12 protein-coding genes are annotated in these 15,207 nt (G+C 56.1%); 2 read left to right on the top strand and 10 right to left on the bottom strand.

Going from position 1 to position 15,207, the window contains the following annotated elements; translation table 11 throughout:
- Nucleotides 1-66: 66 nt before the first annotated feature.
- The 4 genes from PG5_RS13030 to PG5_RS13045 form a co-directional block, all read right to left on the bottom strand.
- Entirely contained in the window at nucleotides 67-1,080 is a 1,014-nt protein-coding gene (locus PG5_RS13030) for an AI-2E family transporter (protein WP_020797596.1), read from the bottom strand.
- Nucleotides 1,081-1,268: 188 nt separating this feature from the next.
- Nucleotides 1,269-1,577 carry a PsiF family protein gene (locus tag PG5_RS13035; RefSeq protein ID WP_020797597.1) on the bottom strand — a complete coding sequence of 103 codons (309 nt, stop codon included), beginning with the start codon at nucleotides 1,575-1,577 and terminating at the stop codon, nucleotides 1,269-1,271.
- Between the two features lie 85 nt (nucleotides 1,578-1,662).
- Nucleotides 1,663-6,090, bottom strand: coding sequence for a dermonecrotic toxin domain-containing protein (locus PG5_RS13040; protein ID WP_020797598.1), 4,428 nt, complete (start codon nucleotides 6,088-6,090; stop codon nucleotides 1,663-1,665).
- A 204-nt stretch (nucleotides 6,091-6,294) separates the two neighbouring features.
- A complete protein-coding gene (locus PG5_RS13045) occupies nucleotides 6,295-7,077 on the bottom strand; it encodes a helix-turn-helix transcriptional regulator (RefSeq protein WP_020797599.1) in 783 nt (260 codons plus the stop codon).
- Between the two features lie 95 nt (nucleotides 7,078-7,172).
- Between PG5_RS13045 and PG5_RS13050 the strand changes: the two genes are divergently transcribed.
- Nucleotides 7,173-8,060: a DMT family transporter gene (locus PG5_RS13050; protein ID WP_020797600.1), complete on the top strand. Its 888-nt coding sequence runs from the start codon at nucleotides 7,173-7,175 to the stop codon at nucleotides 8,058-8,060.
- Nucleotides 8,061-8,144: 84 nt separating this feature from the next.
- Here PG5_RS13050 and PG5_RS13055 read toward each other — a convergent pair whose 3' ends face one another.
- The 3 genes from PG5_RS13055 to PG5_RS13065 form a co-directional block, all read right to left on the bottom strand.
- Nucleotides 8,145-9,035, bottom strand: coding sequence for a triacylglycerol lipase (locus PG5_RS13055; protein ID WP_020797601.1), 891 nt, complete (start codon nucleotides 9,033-9,035; stop codon nucleotides 8,145-8,147).
- A gap of 107 nt (nucleotides 9,036-9,142) precedes the next feature.
- A complete protein-coding gene (locus tag PG5_RS13060; RefSeq protein ID WP_020797602.1) occupies nucleotides 9,143-9,448 on the bottom strand; it encodes a multidrug efflux SMR transporter in 306 nt (101 codons plus the stop codon).
- Nucleotides 9,449-10,087 (bottom strand): FMN-dependent NADH-azoreductase, encoded by a 639-nt coding sequence (locus tag PG5_RS13065; protein ID WP_020797603.1) that lies wholly within the window; start codon nucleotides 10,085-10,087, stop codon nucleotides 9,449-9,451.
- A gap of 120 nt (nucleotides 10,088-10,207) precedes the next feature.
- Here PG5_RS13065 and PG5_RS13070 point away from each other — a divergent pair, with 120 nt between their 5' ends.
- Complete coding sequence (locus PG5_RS13070) at nucleotides 10,208-11,134, top strand: LysR substrate-binding domain-containing protein (protein WP_020797604.1); 927 nt, start codon at nucleotides 10,208-10,210, stop codon at nucleotides 11,132-11,134.
- Between the two features lie 10 nt (nucleotides 11,135-11,144).
- Here PG5_RS13070 and PG5_RS13075 read toward each other — a convergent pair whose 3' ends face one another.
- The 3 genes from PG5_RS13075 to PG5_RS13085 all read right to left on the bottom strand — a co-directional run bounded on the left by PG5_RS13075 (nucleotide 11,145) and on the right by PG5_RS13085 (nucleotide 15,045).
- Nucleotides 11,145-11,852 (bottom strand): hypothetical protein, encoded by a 708-nt coding sequence (locus tag PG5_RS13075; RefSeq protein ID WP_042955368.1) that lies wholly within the window; start codon nucleotides 11,850-11,852, stop codon nucleotides 11,145-11,147.
- A 63-nt stretch (nucleotides 11,853-11,915) separates the two neighbouring features.
- Nucleotides 11,916-12,665 (bottom strand): hypothetical protein, encoded by a 750-nt coding sequence (locus PG5_RS13080; RefSeq protein WP_155943726.1) that lies wholly within the window; start codon nucleotides 12,663-12,665, stop codon nucleotides 11,916-11,918.
- Between the two features lie 310 nt (nucleotides 12,666-12,975).
- A complete protein-coding gene (locus tag PG5_RS13085; protein ID WP_020797607.1) occupies nucleotides 12,976-15,045 on the bottom strand; it encodes an AsmA family protein in 2,070 nt (689 codons plus the stop codon).
- Nucleotides 15,046-15,207: the final 162 nt, after the last annotated feature.

The following is a 15,207-nucleotide window of genomic DNA, read 5'->3' on the forward strand; positions in this document are numbered from 1 at the left end:
ACAGAAAAGCGACGACTGCTACGCAGCCGAACGGGGATGAATCCCCTCGCCACAATTTGATCTGCTTCAAACCATCCCCACCTGCTTCAACTCACTCTTCAGGTACGCATAATAAATCGGCCCTGCCACCACCCCCGGCAGGCCGAACGCCGCTTCGAACACCAGCATTGCCAGGAGCAACTCCCACGACTTGGCACTGATCTGCCCGCCAACGATCCGCGCGTTGAGAAAATACTCAAGCTTGTGGATGACAATCAGATAGCCCAGTGCGGCCATCGCCACCCAGATCGACAGCGACAGGCCGACAATGGTGATCAGGGTGTTCGACATCAGGTTGCCGATTACTGGCAACAGGCCGAGCAGGAAGGTCAGCACGATAAGGGTCTTGGTCAGGGGCAGCTTGATACCGAACATCGGCAGCACCACTGCCAGGAATATCCCGGTAAAGAACGTGTTGAGCAGGGAAATCTTGATTTGGGCGAACACGATGTTGCGAAACGCCTGGACCAGCAAGTGCAGGCGGTCAAACAGGGCCGCGGCCAGCGGTTTGCGTTTGGTCAGGTCCGGAATTCGCTGCAAGGCGATGATCGCGCCCAGCACCATGCCGATCAGCAGCGTCACGAACATGTGCGCCGCGTCCTTGCCTACCAGTTGCAAGTCACTGAGGTGTTTACTGATCCACTCGCCAATAGCCACGCGAAACTCGGCGGCACTGGCCGGCAGGTAAGCATCGATGAAAGGTGGCAACTGACCGCGAGCGCGGTCGACCACGCCCATGAACTTGTCGAGGGATGCACCGGGGTTTTCCGCTTCGTGCAGCAGAAAGCTGATGGCACCGGCAAAGATCAGCGCCAACGCACTGACTATCAAAGTCCCCAACAATGCCACCGCCAGCCAGCGCGCACGTCGCCCTTCGATCAGCCGCTGCAATTGCGGGGTGAGCATGTTGACCAGTTCGAACACCAGCAACCCGGCCAGCAGGCTGGGCAGCAACCGTAGCGGAATCACCAACAGCAGTCCGCCGAAAATGATGACCCAGCTGATGACCAGCAAAACTTGACGCTGAGAAAACGTTGGCATACAGCCTCAAAACGAACGGCGTAAAAGGATTGGCAGTCTGCCAGCGATCCGGTGCCAGCACTAGGGATTGTGCATACCCGTATGGCCCGCGTAGATGCAACCTTAGGGCTGGTTTGCCGGCGATGGCGTCCTGCCTGCCGGACCACGCTGTACGTTTCGCCGGCGAGCCTGGCTCGTACAGGGCGTTTCTATTTTTTCTTCAGGCAATCACTCATGAACGCCTTGCGCTCATCCCCCTTGAGGGCCTTGGTCGCGGCATCGGCATTGCAGGTTTTCATTTTCTCCTGCTGAGGCGTCAAGGCCTTGCCGGCATCATCGGCCGCGGGAGTCGCCTTAAGGCAGTTGCTCATGAAGGCTTTGCGCTCATCGCCCTTGAGGCTCTTGGCGGTAGCGTCGGCATTACAGGTGGTCATCTTGTTCTGTTGGTCAGTGGCGGCGAAGCCTTGGGAACACAGCAGCAAACCGATCATCAAAAAAGGGACACGCAACATCTTCATGGCGTTCGCTCCTTGTTGCCGCGCCGAGCGGCGCGGCCTCAAGGGCAGTGTAGACAAGAGCTGTTACACCTTCATCCGCCAGTGCTCAATCAGCGTCCGCCTGCTCAGGCAGAAGACCTTCAAATGCGTTCAAGTAACGGCTATACGCATCAACCCGATTTTCAATAACCGACGCGGGCAATCGCTCGAACGTAACCGGAGTACCGCCTTCCACACGGTAAGTTAGACCCAACTCCGTCACTGACGTCCACTGGGCATACGCTCCTGACTGGTAGAGCTTGTTGATTTTTATCTGCCTGAACGTGTTCGGCTCGGAAACAGCGGGTAATGGCGTCGGGCCTGGCGGGACGTTATTGATAAACGCGTATTCGGCGACGGCCGGACCTGGCGCCAGTGTTTGCACCGGCGGCATTTCAAACTCGAAGCTGCCCTTGCTGGCCAGATGCGCCGCAGGGAATTCCGGCCAGGAATCGGCGACGACCAGTCCTTCGGGATCACTCAGATCATCGCCTATTACCACATATTGATGGTCAAGCTCGGTGGCCTTGACAATGTGAATGCTCGACGTCCGGGGCTGGCTGGCGAGTATCGAAAAGGTCACTTTGGAGTTTTCCGAGCAGTTGCCGCCCTTGATTTCAATGGCTTTACGCGCCGCTTCAGCGATAGTCAGCTTCGCGGTAAAACCGCCTTCCTCCAGGTTCATCTCCCTGAGCCCCTTGATCTTGGCAATCGCCGAACCGCCCTTCTCCCACATGCTCGGCAATTGATTGCCGGAGAGAGGAATGAGCTCCTTGACGCGGCAGATTGCCTGTTGCGCCAATTTCAAGTCGTCCATGGTTCGCGATGAAACCTGGATAGGCTCATCGGACGCCACCAGGTTTTTCGAAAGCTGATCGCCATAGCTTCGCAAATCAGCCAGTTCCGGGGTTAGCGTTACAGCGTCTTGCTGAACCGAACGCAACAGTGCCTGATAGTCATTGGCCCGTCCGGTGCGTTCCAGATTTCTCGCATTCATGGCCAGGTTGCGCCTGGTTTCTGGCAACGGGATCAGGCCATCCCTGGTGAACATCTGCTCGATCAATGGCGTGAACTGCTCGTCTGTCATGAGCTTCTCAAGATCCGGCAAGGCTTCGATGCTCTGCACGACGCGGGTATTGGCTTGTGCGTCCCGGGCTGCGTTGGCCTCGAATAATGCCTGCCAAAGTGATTGAAAGTACTCATCAGGAAAGGTGTCGTTCATCAACTTCACACCACGCAAGTAGTCATACCTTTCGTACGCCGAAACGGAAGGGTGAAATGCTCCCACAACGAGGTCCGGATAGAGATCCGCGATCCCCTGCAATGTGGCGGCCTCGCCTTCGCCAGTCGGAGCGCCGCCACGCAGGCGCATGACCCGGGGATCGAAAGTGAAGGGGTCAAGAGCGGGGAGTTCTGAAAGTACTTTGCCTAGTCGATACGGCTTCAACGCCCGGTTGCTAATCGCCTCTTTCAGTTGCCACCCTTTTCCGATGCCAATGTTCAGTGCGTTGCGCTCGGCATTCGGTAGTGCTTGCAGAATCGACAGATAAAAGTCGGAAGCAGAATTCAAGGTGTTGCCTTCAGCGTCATAAGCTTGAAAGCTCTGGTCTTCGCGTTCAACGAGGGTACGTCGAATCGTGGCGTCTTCCTTGCCGATGCTGTCGAGCAACGCTCCCCCAAAATCGAACTGGCAAACGTCGATTCGCACGTCAGGATTCCAGCCGGGCAGGTTTTTCAGTGAGTGCAAGACCAGCCTGCGGGTATCGGGGTTGTCGACCGAAGCCAGATACAACCCTTCATAGGCGCGGGCGTTGCGCACATCCCGAAGTGCCCATTGCGCGAGGCTTTTTAGCCTGTCGGACAGCTTGCCTTGCGCGATGTCCTGCAACTCTGAGCGAGTGGCAATCGCCAGCAACTCTTGCGCAACGGTGCCCGGCAGACCTGGCACTCGGTCCTGGATATTTCGAACCGAGGCATTCTTGGCGCTTCGGGCATTTTCAAGCTGACGGTATCGTGTGTCGAATAAGGATGTTTGCCTGTTTTTCGCCCGTTTCGCCAGTGCGAGCCTCAGCTGTCGAGCATTCGCGTCGATGGTGGTTTCCGATGCGCCTGACGCCTGATCCATCAGCAATTTTGTATCAGCCTGATCAAGATGGGATAACAGCGTTTTGAGCAAATTGCCTTCGATCATACGATCTTTTCGTATCCGCAGGGGTGCAGCATCGGCACGACCTATAACCCTTAGAACCTCGCCATCAGCCCCCGTCAGTTCGATTGCTCGACCGGGCCACACGCCGTCCAGCAGCTCAAACTGAAAGGCAAGGTCGGCTCGCAGATAGTCCTGCGGGTGATTACTGCCAATTTGTTGGATAAATGTCTGGATATCACGGTCGATCTGGAAACGCGTCACGGTATCGCTCAACAAGGGTAAAGCGCGTTCCTTGTCGACATACATTCGGCGGATTGCATTGACGTCACTGCGACTGACCGTGCGAATGTCATTGTGTGCGTCCCCTAACCCTTGCATTGGCTGGCCGAGTCGGGCCATCAAGGTATCGTCATCCCACAAGCGAGGCTGCTCACCCTCAACGATGAAGGCACATTCTCCATTGCTCTCGACCACGGGTTGATAGGCGTCCGGCCGAGTTGGATGCTGGACTCGATGCTTGCCGGTTTTCGCGTCTTTTTTGAGTTCGAAGTAGCGCTTACCAAGATTGAGAATGGGCTTGCCTTCGTGCCGATGCAGCCCGTATAGATCGGGCTTTGAATCGGCAGCCAGCGCCAGATTGCGCTGATAGGGATCAAGGTCCTGCCCCCACAGCCGCTTGTCCCCGTTGGCCAAAGTGACCGGTTTAGCCCCCTCGATGAACGGCGAGAGCTTGGGCAATACCACCCCTGAAACAAGCTGCATACCGGCGCCGAACGTACCCAGCTGAATCAAACTTTCAACGAAGCCGATCAGGTGCTCGGCACCTTCCAGATAAATCCCCTCCGCCAGATCGACGACGCCTTCGATCACTTCGCTCGCCAGTTGATAAACCATGTAGGCCATCATGACTTCGCCCAGAAATGGGACAAATGGAGTTACCACCAGCAACGCGGCATTGAAGATGTCAGCCAACATCTTTGTCAGGTTATCGAACCAGGCCCCCCGCTCCTTGCGATCGGCGTCGGCAGTGGAAATCACCATCTCCCGTGCGTCGTTGAGGATTTTGTTTTGCTGCATCTGGTAGAGATACACCCACAGGTTGCCATTAAAGCGGGTTTCGGTATCTTCCTGAAATTTCAGCGTGCCAAAATGAAGGCGCGGGTTTTCCACGGGAGTTTCACGCCAGACAGGCCGATCCACGCCCCATTCTTTTTCATGCTGCTTGATCTCGACCAGGCGACTGTTGAGCTCGGCAAAGAAATGCCCGCGTTGCTGATGGGCGACGAAGCGGCTGAAGAACTGCTGGTAACTGCATCGGGAGGGAAGGCCTTCAGGCGTAGACGTGGGGCCAGCGTCGCGCAACTGGCGGGTCAGTTCGAGCGCGAACTCTTCGGTCGAAGCATATTCTTTCAAGGGATGCTCAGGGTCGTGAGGCACATAGGCAATGAGTCGCCTCTCGGCAACCGGGGCATCCAGGTCACCGGCGATCAGCACGATGCCGTACATTCGGGTGTCCAGTATTGTCAGGTGATAGTAACGAACCGGGAGGCCTTGCAGCTTCATGCCTTGAAGCCCTTCAAGCATGCCCATCACCACCCGATAGCCGTTGGCCGAAATATCTTTGCGCATCAAGGCCAGGTCTGTGGCGGCGCTCAGTGCGCTCTTCTGGCTTTTGGTGATTTTGTGCTGCAACACTCCCTGCGCCAGCCCATCGCTGGGGCGCAAATAATTTTCAAGATGTTTTTGGTATTGCGCGCCAATATCCAGTTCCCGACACAGGGTCTTGAACTGCTCAATAGACATCCGGTTTCTGATGTCGAGTATTTCGAAACGACCCAGTTCATCAGGCTTTGAAATAAACTGCGAGTCAGGAAGAAGCACTTCATGATGTGCAAAGTTATGTAAAGCCGCATCCAGCATTGAGACTGTTCGAGAACCGGCCCCACGCACAATGCTATTGGCCCACAGGGGCACACTTGCCGGAGCGAACAACTTCAGATAAGTACCTCTGACATCGACATCAATTCCGTATTGCCGTTTCAAGGCCTGAATCAGCAAAGGTTCGGCAAAGTCGTAAACATCCTGTAATTCAGCCAGCATTCTGTCGACATCATTTTGCGCGTTCCAACTTGTCGTCATCGACTTTTTCAAACTTGTGTGTAATACCGCAGGGGCCTCCTTGATCCACTGGGGAATACCGGAAAGCCCCATCTTCAGCGCACCAACTCTTTTCAAGGGGGCGCCGGCCAGCCATTTTGGCAGGGCCCTCTTTATAAATTCATGATGAATACTTTTTTCTTGTTTGATGGGTTCTGCCGGTCCGCGAACCAGAACTGAATGCTCCATGCCTGATCACTCCAATGCCCCTGTAAATTCAGGCTGGAGAATACCGCGATGCCTAAAAGCTTCGCTGAGCGCATTTCAGACAAAACGTGTAGAACACCCCACAACAACGTCAATGCCAATAAAAAGCCAACAAATACTTGAATATGCAAATACACCTGAAAAACTTGCAAACATAATCTGCAAGTAGAACCATACCTCAGACAATCAAAACCCTCGGTGTCTGCGATAATGTTCCGGCGTACAACCTGCCTGGCGCTGAAACATCGCGATAAATGCCGAACCGGTGCTGTAACCCATGTCGAATGCGATTTCCTGAATGCTGCGGTGGCTGTCCAGCGCTTCGATCGACGCCAGAAATCGCAACCGCTGGCGCCACTCGCCAAAACTCATGCCCAACTCCCGGATAAATTGCCGCGCCAGGGTGCGTTCGCTGACATGTATGGTCGTGGCCCAATGCGCTAACGGCCGGTTGTCCCCCGGTCCCGCCTGCAAGGCTTCCAGAATTCCGAGCAAGCCAGGGCTGCTGGCGTAGGGTAAGTAGCGCTCGTGCACCGGCGCCTGTCGAAGTTGATCCACCAAGACCTGGGCCAGACGTTGGTCCGCTTCGTGCTCAGGGATCTTCACATCGCGGGCGGCAAAGTCCTTGAGGATCGCTTTGAGAATATCGCTGATCGCCAGGGTGCAGGCTTGCGCAGGCAGGTCACGACACACCGACGCAGCCAGGCAGACCGCACGGTAGTTGATCGGCTGATGGCTGTAGAAGCTGTGCTCGGTCTGCGGGGGCACCCATACCGCGTATTGCGGCGGTGACATGAAGCGACTGCCGCCGATTTCCATGTGCAGCACGCCATGGGCCGAATACTCCAGCGTGCCCCACGGATGGCGGTGAGCCGAGGCATAGCGATGAGCATCAAAGTCGGCGTAGCGGAAATACACCGGGGCAGGCAGCTCACTGAACTCCAGTAGATCGATGGGTTTACGGGTCATGCTGTCCGTCATGAAGGGCGGGTTGTCTGGATCGAAGTATAGGCCTGTATCCAGACAATGGATAATTACCCCTCATTAACGTTCTGGTTTTTCCCATGCAATACGCTTACCCCCTGCTGGCCATTTTCATTTGGGCTGGCAATACCGTGATCACCAAAATGTCGGCCGGGGCGATCTATCCCGCCGAGATCGGTTTTTACCGCTGGCTCCTCGCCGGATTATTGTTCACACCCTTCATGCTCAAACCGGCTATTGCCCACTGGCCGTCGATTCGCCCGAACCTGGGCAAGATCTTTGTCCTCGGCGTGCTCGGCATGGCTGTGTACCAAAGCCTGGCGTACTTCGCCGCGAGCCTGACCTCCGCGACCAACATGGGCATCATCCTGTCATTGATGCCTCTGATGTCGCTGGCCATGGCGATCATCAGCCTTGGCCAGCGCCTGACCATCGGCGCACTGGCGGGTGCGGTGTTGTCGTTTGCCGGCGTGCTGGTGGTCGTCTCGTCCGGCAGCCTGGGTGTGCTGCTGGAACATGGGGTGAACCTGGGGGACGCGATGATGCTGATCGCCACCCTGGCCTACGCGATCTACAGCACGTTGCTGAAAAAATGGCAGCTGCGCTTGCCGCCATTGGTGTTGCTGTATTTGCAGGTACTGGTCGCTGTGGTGGTGTTGTTTCCGCTGTTTCTCGCCTCACCGAAAATCGGCCCGACCCTGCACAATATTCCACTGGTGCTTTACGCCTGCTTGCTGGCCTCGATGGTCGCACCGCTGGCGTGGATGCAAGCCGTGGTGCGTTTGGGCCCGAGCCGGACCACGCTGTTCTTCAATTTGTTGCCGTTGATTACCGCGCTGATTGCGGCAGTGGTGCTGCATGAACAGTTGGCGACGTACCACTTGGTGGGCGGGATATTGACGTTGGGCGGGGTGATTCTTTCCGAGCGCTGGACCACCGTATTAGGCCGCAAGGTCCGTGTTGCCTGAGGAAAAAAGATCGCAGCCTGCGGCAGCTCCTACACTTGGAATGCATTCCCTGTAGGAGCTGCCGCAGGCTGCGATCTTTTGATCTTACAGGCCAGCAGCTTTTAGCCGAGCCGCATGTTCGACAAACAACCGGATCGGCTCCGCCCCCTTCCCCACCAGTCCCAACGACTGGTTGACGATGTCGAAATGGTCCAGCGGGTACTCGTCGCCAATCACGGTACCGAGGTGCGAGCTGTAACGCCCGACCATCCCGTCGCAATGCCCGGCCTCGCGTACGAAGGTTCTGGCAAACAACCGGCAACTGCGGTTGGTGCCGTCGAACAGGTTAAGCCCACGATTGGTCTTGCCCGGCTGCAAAGTGCCGGACCAGGAGTAGTAACGCACACCGTTCACCTCTTCCGGTCCGTGCCCGCCCCAGGTATCTGGCAGCCCCTGTGGAAAACGTTGATTGAACCGTGCCACGCCTGCAGTTGTGAGCGAATGATGGGACGCAAGGATATCCACCGGCAACTTCGGTCCGCGATAGCCGGTCTCCAGCAGGCTCATCAGCGTCGCGACGCACCGTACTAGAAAGATCACCAGACGCCCTCCGACGCTGTCATGGGGATAGTGTTTGTGCAGATAGTCGGCCAGTTCCGAACCATGATTAGGCCCCGCCACCGAGGTCACCGAAGCCACCAGATCCGGGCGTTTGGCTGCCGCGTAGCGCGCGGTCAACGAGCCCTGGCTGTGACCTAGCAGATTTACCTTTTCAGTTCCGGTCTCACGCAGAATCTCTTCAATGCGCGCCAACAGTTGCTCGCCGCGCACTTCGCTGGAGTTGAGGGGCGAGACCTGCACCGCAAACACCACCGCACCACCACGACGTAACGCCTTGGCGATCCCGTACCAATACGGATAGAGCACCAAACGGATAAACCCGAGCATTCCCGGGACCAGCACCAGCGGGTAACGCGTGGCCGAATCTTGCGACATGGGCGAACATCCTTGTGATCGGTGAGGTGACGCCTGGCGACTGCAAGACTTCCGCCAAGCTTCGCCAGCGAACATGACAAACCGACGACCAGTCTAGGTCATCCGCCCTACTTCAGCCCCACCACACCGGCCACGATCAGCCCGACCGACAGTAGCTTGACCATGGTCAGGCTTTCACCGAGCAAGATAAAGCCGAGAAACACCGTGCCCAGCGAACCGATGGCGGTCCAGATCGGGTAGGCGATGCTCACCGGCAATTCGCGCATGGCCAGGGTCAGGAAATAAATCCCGCCCACTGCCGCCACGATGGTCATCAGCGATGGCCAAAGCCGGGTAAAGCCCTCGGCGTACTTCATGCCCATGGCGAAAGTGACTTCGAACCCGGCGGCGATCAGCAAAAACAACCAGGCCACTTAGAACTCCCTGGCCAGGGCCAGCAAGCGCTGCTCTGCTTCGGCGGCAGAGACTTCGAACGTGCGCGCCTCGGACTCCTCGCCTTCGGCAGCGATCACGGTGACATCGGTGATGCCGATGAAACCCAACGCCGTGCGTAGAAGCGTATCTGCATGGTTCATCGCCTCCAGCTCGCCGCCTGGGCCGAAGCCAAATCCGCCGCGACTGGTCACGATCAAGGCCTTTTTGCCCTGCACCAGTGGTTCGTACTGCGCGATTCCGTTATCCAGGGAGTGATTGAAGGTCAGCCCCAACCGCACGATCTGGTCGATCCAGGCTTTCAGGCCGCTGGGCACGCTGAAATTGTGCATGGGCGTGGAAATCACCAACACATCGTGCCCGAGCAACTCGTCGACCAGCGTATCGCTAAACGCCAGATCCGCTTGCATCGACAAGGGACGTGCGTCGGGTTCGGGGTAGAACGCGGCGGCCACGAATGCCTCGTTGACAGGTGGAATCAACGCTCGCCCGACCTCGCGGCGGGTCAGTTTCGATTGCGGGTGACGGGCCTGCCAGGCCGACAGAAAGACTTCCGCCAAACGCCGGGAGTGCGAACGCTCACCTCGTGGGCTGGCATGAATCGCAAGAACTGTACTCATCTGACTCTCCTTGGGACTAAACTCAAACTGCTCGTGGCTTGCAGCTTGGCGCTCACAGCCGCCCTGCTTCAACTGAACAAAAATCAGTCTGGATGAATCTATTTCATCCATGGAGTTTCCATGTTTGCTTCGTTGCCACTGACCGCCCTGCGCGCTTTCGAGTCTGCCTCTCGACTGCTGAGTTTCAAGGCTGCCGCCGAAGAATTGTCGGTGACTCCGACCGCGGTATCCCATCAGATCCGCTCGCTGGAAACCTGGCTCGGTGTGCAGTTGTTCGAACGCCTACCGCGCCAGGTACGCCTGACCGAAGGCGGCGAGCGCTTGTTTCACAGCCTGCACGGCGCGTTCCTGGAAGTGGCGCAAAGCGTCGACACCCTGCGCCCGCATCGCAGCGGCACGAACCTGACCCTCTCCACCACCGCCGCCTTTGCGGCCTTGTGGCTGGTGCCTCGCCTGGGCCGTTTCTATGCCCGGCACCCGAACATCAGCCTGCGCCTGGACACCCATTGCGAGGTCATTGACTTGCATCAGGACGCCAGTGTCGACCTGGTAGTGCGCTACAGCCTCGATGACTATCCGAACCTGTACGGCCTTTGCCTGTTCGACGAGTCGTTCGGTGTTTACGGCTCGCCCGGGCAAGTGGCATTGGCCGCCCGCCAAACGCCAACGCTGATCAGCGTGCACTGGCACAACTCCAAGCTCTACGCCCATGGCTGGCAAGCCTGGTGTGCGCAGTCTGGCGAGGCCTGGCTGGAGGAGCAGCCAACCGTGCGCGAATACGATGAAGAGCACTACGCCCTGCAAGCGGCCATTGCCGGTCAGGGTTTGGTACTGGCGAGCAATATTCTGGTGTCAGAAAGCGTCGCCAGTGGATTGCTGGTGGCCTATCGGGGAGGTGTGCAGGTGGATGGCGCTGGTTACAGCGCCCTGTGCGTGCCAGGACGCGAGCGACATCCACCGGTCCGGGCATTTTTTTCGTGGCTGCAAGAGGAAGCGCAATTATCAGGGCTTCTGCCAGGATCGCAGCCCTTATGCTGCGATCACTGACGAGAAGGAACTACCGCACTTGGTCTTCGTCTTTAGCGGTGATATCAAGCACTAGCGGATCCGTGATTTCAGGAAGGCTGACAAGAATTTTCTCTCGCATCCGAGCTTTCTCATAGGCATTCCTATCGAGTACAAGCTGCGAGATTCCGATGTCAATCTCACCTACAATGAGTTCACTTTTGAACTCCTGATGTAAAAAATTTCGCTTAATTTTTTGGGTGGTTTTGAAACAGACAAGAGCCGAACATATTGCTGGTCCCCGCCCTACCAAACTGACGTGTAAAACTACAGTCGAAAGTGTTGAGGTTTTCCCCTTGTCCTGAAAGACCATCGCATGGTCTTCAGTCAATGAAGCCATCGCCTCTACTGCGCAACCCTGTTGAATGTTGCACATCAGCTGTTCAAATTGTTCCGTTTGAGGCAAACCCACAACCGAGCCTATCCTCTTTTGAACAAGAACATTCAAAACAACGGTTTCCCCCTCATCCAACTCGATCTTACTAAACCTGAAACCATCGGTCTTCCATTTCGTTTTCGCCATCGCCTCGGTATAATTTTCATACCACCGCTGCGAATCGGAAAACTTGCTAATTTTTGAACTCGCATATAACTGAGAGAACAAAATAGAATCAACCACATCTTTTTTCCATTTTTCCAAGACATCAGCTGATACAGAGGTTAAATTACCCGCCACTAAAAAAACGTCGTCCCTGATCATGTAATTTTCCTTAATGAAACACCTCAAATCGAGAAGCCCACCGAACACCTGATGACGACCGAATTACTTCAGCTTGACGCCTTTGAAAAAATCATCAGAGTTTATATCAAGGGCCTCAATTATTTGATCTCGCCGACGCTCATGCTGACTCATGTTTAGTTCCATCACAGAAGCCACTCGTTTCATGCTCAAATTCGAAAACTTCCATTTCCAGAACCAGGCTCCGCCTGCTGACGTTGACAGTTCACAATCAACCGAAACAAAAGTGGCGATTGCTGTGCCTCCGGGGGTCTGCAGGCAAGGTATCAGCCTGAAGTCTGCGTCCTTACCGCTTTTGCTATTACTGTCAAATATTGTAATAAGCTCTTCATCGGACTGTATCTTGGTGAAAGCACCTTTCAACATATGTATGAGCGCCGGTGCATTCCTGCCCGCAGTTGCCTTGACCATATCCAGGACAACGGCGTCCATTGTGACATTAACTTGCTTGCTTACTTCCTCTCTATATTTGCTATTTGTTAGCGACCAGCCACAATGCTTCAACGCTTCAGAGTATTTCTCATGCCACTCAATGGGTGCATTTTTTTTATGTGAATAGGTGTCTGCGTAACGCTCAGCAAAATGGATACTGTCCGCGGCCGCTTGTTTTTTATCTTCATCGAGATTATCGGTAAACCCAATTGCGGTCGGGACCCCCTCACCCACTAGAAGATCTGACTTAGCTACCTTCTCATTATTTAAATCGGCGAAAGACCTGATGACTTTCGTTTTCGCAACCAATGGCTCGAGTTGTACACTGGAAAAAAAACACACGACTTGCTTCGATGTCACGTACTGAAATAGTCATATAAAATCCAAATCCATGTGGAATATTTAAGCCAGCCAACCGACTGACAATGACAACTTACCAGCTCACGCCTTACTTAACAGAATTCATGCGTATCACATTATTACCTCACACTCCAAGCGATGAAAAAAACGCTTACCTGAGCGCCTCTATATTAAGTGTGCACTCCGGCCTACATACCACTCACACACCAAGAAAAACCTAATCCAAAGTCTGCAAAACACGAACCACATCAATATTCACCAATGGCGGTAGACCGTACATTATTTCGTTCTTTCAGTTTTTTACGGTCTTGGGCGCCTTACCCGACTTCATCTGCTCGAGCAACGGCGCGCACTGATTCGGCTCTCCGCCGCTCGGCGCCACCAAGGCCAATAATCCCGCCGCCGGTGCGGCGATCACACCCAATGCAACCATTCCGGCCCCTCGCAACATCAAGGGTACGGCTTTCACCCCGGCGTCGGGCTTGATGAATTTGCCCCGCACATACAGCGGCGAACGCAACGAGATCAGCCGCCAGCCCTTGGATTCCGGCGTGATGCTCAGGTCCAACTGCTCTGTGGCCATGTTTGCCGTGCCATCAATGTAGATAATTGCGTTCTCGGTATCGAAGACGAACAGCTGCGTAGTGGCCAGGCCAGCCTTTATGTCGAAGTCGGCGGCGGCGCAGTTGATCTTCACTTCCTTGTCGCCAAAGATCTTGCCGACCACATAGTTGCCAACATTCAGACCCGCCAGTTCCATCAGCTCGCGACTGATAGCGCCATCGTTGATCAGCATTTTCAACTTGCCGTTAGCGCTGCCCAGCAACTTGGCCACTGAATTGCCGCGCCCGGTAATATCCGCATCGCCGTTGAGCTCACCGAAGCTGGTTTTCATCGGCTCGAACGTCGGGAACAACTGCTTGAGCTTGAAGCCTCGAGCGGTCAGTTTTGCCCGGCCTTCCAGCGGTTCGGTGTGACCATTCAGGCGAATCTGTGCATCCAGCTTGCCACCGGCCACGCCAAATCGCAGCGGCTCAAGACTGAGCACGCCATCGGTGAGCACCAAGTGCGTGTAGAGATCGTTGAACGGTAACTTTTCGCTATGGACGATGCGCTTTCCAGTGAATTCGACATCCGCATCCATGTCGCGCCAGCGATCGGTCTTGAACTCCTCGACCGGCAGCACCTTGTCCGCCGGTTGCTTGCTCTCGCCGCCGCGGGCTTTCTGCTTGGCATTGGAATCGGCGCCGATCAAAGGGGCCAGGTCGGCGAACAACAATTGATTGGATAACAGCGAGCCGCTGAGTTTAGGACGGGGCTGGCCGGCGACGTAAGCCAGGCTGCCATGGATGTCGCTCGAGCCGATCGTGCCGTTGAACTCGTCATAACGAAATACTGCACCGCCCGGCTCATGCAGCTTGGCAATCAGATGGCCGTCGGTGGCATACGGCGGCGTATCCGGCAGGGTCACACCGGTCAGGGGATAAAGATTGCCCAGGCTGGTGCCGGCCAGTTTCAGGCGTAAATCCAGGGCGCCCAGATTCATCGGATCGGTCAACGTGCCCGCCAACTCTACGCTTGTATCGCCGATCTTCGCTTGCGCCTGAAGCGGAAACGGCCGGGCCGCGTCCTGCAGCGCCAGCAGCCCACCGATTTTGCCCTGCCCCGTGAGTTTCTGAGCGTGGTACTGGCCTTTGACCTTTAGCGCAAACGCGTAATCCTGCGGCGCACTGCCCTGCCCGGAGGCCGTTTTCGCCGCTTTGTCGACAACGATTTCGCTGAAGGGGATCGGCTTGCCCAGCGGGTCGATCAGCAGGTCCAGTTGAGTCTTCAGGTTCTGGTCGTCAAGAGTGACATGTCCTTTGTCGAAGCCGATCGCCCCAATATCCACTACCCAGGACGAGGGCTCGGCGTTCGGGTCTTTCGGATCGAACTTGAACGTCCAGTTGGCACGACCGTCGGCCAGGCGCTGCAACGCGGCATTGGGTTCGGTGAGGTCGATGCGCGGGATCACCACACGCTGCGCCAACAAGGCCAGGGGTGAAATGCGCAATTCGACGCGTTTGAGGCTGGCCATCTGCGGCGCCTTCGACCAGTCCGGGTTGCCCAGGCTCAGATCCTCGGCCACCACATGCGGCCAGGGCACCCAGGCACGCCAGCCGCCCTCGTCGCGCTCACGCTGCCAAACCACCGCCAGATTGCCGTTGATCGCGAATGGACGGTGCAGTTCTTCGGATACTTTGGCATTGAGGGACGGTTTGATCCGGTTCCAGTCGAAGAACACGATGACCAGCACCAGCACGGCCAGCAGGACAACAAGGCTGGTCACGGCCCAGGCGAGAATTTTACGAGTGCGCGTCATTGCACAGGGCTCCTGATACGACTGAGCATCACGATCGCGATGCTCAGGAGAAACGCAGGGCCAGAACCGGCCCGTCATGGAATCTACGACTGGCAAATGGCCCGCAGGTTTAATTGAAAATCCGATTTTGCCGCCGTTGACGATTGAGCATGGCGCCCCTCC

Origin of the sequence: Pseudomonas sp. G5(2012) (assembly GCF_000408945.1) — a bacterium.
Taxonomy (GTDB): domain Bacteria; phylum Pseudomonadota; class Gammaproteobacteria; order Pseudomonadales; family Pseudomonadaceae; genus Aquipseudomonas; species Aquipseudomonas umsongensis.

Bases quoted from the DNA above. Each gene is read 5' to 3' on its own strand.
- PG5_RS13030 (WP_020797596.1), bottom strand. From the start codon at position 1,080: ATGCCAACGTTTTCTCAGCGTCAAGTTTTGCTGGTCATCAGCTGGGTC.
- PG5_RS13035 (WP_020797597.1), bottom strand. From the start codon at position 1,577: ATGAAGATGTTGCGTGTCCCTTTTTTGATGATCGGTTTGCTGCTGTGT.
- PG5_RS13040 (WP_020797598.1), bottom strand. From the start codon at position 6,090: ATGGAGCATTCAGTTCTGGTTCGCGGACCGGCAGAACCCATCAAACAA.
- PG5_RS13045 (WP_020797599.1), bottom strand. From the start codon at position 7,077: ATGACCCGTAAACCCATCGATCTACTGGAGTTCAGTGAGCTGCCTGCC.
- PG5_RS13050 (WP_020797600.1), top strand. From the start codon at position 7,173: ATGCAATACGCTTACCCCCTGCTGGCCATTTTCATTTGGGCTGGCAAT.
- PG5_RS13055 (WP_020797601.1), bottom strand. From the start codon at position 9,035: ATGTCGCAAGATTCGGCCACGCGTTACCCGCTGGTGCTGGTCCCGGGA.
- PG5_RS13065 (WP_020797603.1), bottom strand. From the start codon at position 10,087: ATGAGTACAGTTCTTGCGATTCATGCCAGCCCACGAGGTGAGCGTTCG.
- PG5_RS13070 (WP_020797604.1), top strand. From the start codon at position 10,208: ATGTTTGCTTCGTTGCCACTGACCGCCCTGCGCGCTTTCGAGTCTGCC.
- PG5_RS13075 (WP_042955368.1), bottom strand. From the start codon at position 11,852: ATGATCAGGGACGACGTTTTTTTAGTGGCGGGTAATTTAACCTCTGTA.
- PG5_RS13085 (WP_020797607.1), bottom strand. From the start codon at position 15,045: ATGACGCGCACTCGTAAAATTCTCGCCTGGGCCGTGACCAGCCTTGTT.